Origin of the sequence: Leptospira kanakyensis, from assembly GCF_004769235.1 — a bacterium.
Lineage (GTDB): Bacteria > Spirochaetota > Leptospiria > Leptospirales > Leptospiraceae > Leptospira_A > Leptospira_A kanakyensis.
In genome coordinates, this window is record NZ_RQFG01000025.1 from 1 (window position 1) to 920 (window position 920).

2 protein-coding genes are annotated in these 920 nt (G+C 30.8%); both read right to left on the reverse strand.

Annotated features, from left to right (window positions below; genetic code table 11):
• Window positions 1-75: 75 nt before the first annotated feature.
• Window positions 76-459, reverse strand: a complete 384-nt coding sequence (locus EHQ16_RS19425; protein WP_135633666.1) for a DUF1801 domain-containing protein — start codon at window positions 457-459, stop codon at window positions 76-78.
• A gap of 17 nt (window positions 460-476) precedes the next feature.
• Window positions 477-836: a hypothetical protein gene (locus EHQ16_RS19430; RefSeq protein ID WP_135633664.1), complete on the reverse strand. Its 360-nt coding sequence runs from the start codon at window positions 834-836 to the stop codon at window positions 477-479.
• Window positions 837-920: the final 84 nt, after the last annotated feature.

Sequence of the window (920 nt, forward strand, 5' to 3'; positions counted from 1 at the left end):
GGAATGTGCCGCAGGCCAAGCGAGGCCGTAAGTGCCGAAGCGCAGCGTTTCCCCGTTGTTATACGAAGTTGCGATTTATACAGATTTTTTTTTGCTATACAAACTTTCATCAATTGCTATCGCATTTTGAAGATATTCAATGAGTATAGAATTATTGATTTGATTTGGATTATGATAGGTAATGCAATAAACTTGCTTTCTGTTTTCTTTTTCTAAAATATTATGCTTATCATTAATTAAATATCCATTACAAAATCCGAATTGAACACCAGCTTTTGGTCCTGGTTTTATAGAGGCAGGCCAAATAAAACAGATCCTGCTATTTTTAAAATAATATAGAACAGAATATGAAATCTTCTCATCAAGTGAAGGAAATTTAGAAAGAACCTCCTTTAATTTTGAAACAATTTGATATTCGTTTTCAGAGAGAGATTTATAAAAAGTTTCAAATTTATCCATTCAATTTGATTAGAAATTTATGATTTTTTATTTAGTTTTTTAGAAAGAAATCCGGTGATTGAACCCATTATTAATGAAGAAATAACTAATGGTGGTAAATGGTCATATTTTTCTGTAATAACGGCTAAGTTAATAAACCAAGGAATATTTAACAAAAAAGTCCACAAGATAGAATGAACAATGGTTGAAAATCCGGAATTGGATAGATGGACAATGGCACCGCAAAATAGCCAGAATAGCATAGATTGAATGAATATTAAGCTTGGTGTCTTTGAATCAGCGATGAAAATGATTGTTCCTTCGATTAAGGCAAGTATTAACCCAATTGTTAAAGCATTTCTCCAGAGTTTGAATCTTGAAATATTATTTTGTCCCATGTAGTCGTTTGTTTAGTAATTAAATGATTAGTCAATTAAATATTATAGTCCTCAGGATTTTTTATTCGCAATTTCGTATAACGA

What these genes read in the sequence shown, in the direction of transcription:
- EHQ16_RS19425 (WP_135633666.1), bottom strand. Translation starts at nt 459, where the DNA reads ATGGATAAATTTGAAACTTTTTATAAATCTCTCTCTGAAAACGAATAT.
- EHQ16_RS19430 (WP_135633664.1), bottom strand. Translation starts at nt 836, where the DNA reads ATGGGACAAAATAATATTTCAAGATTCAAACTCTGGAGAAATGCTTTA.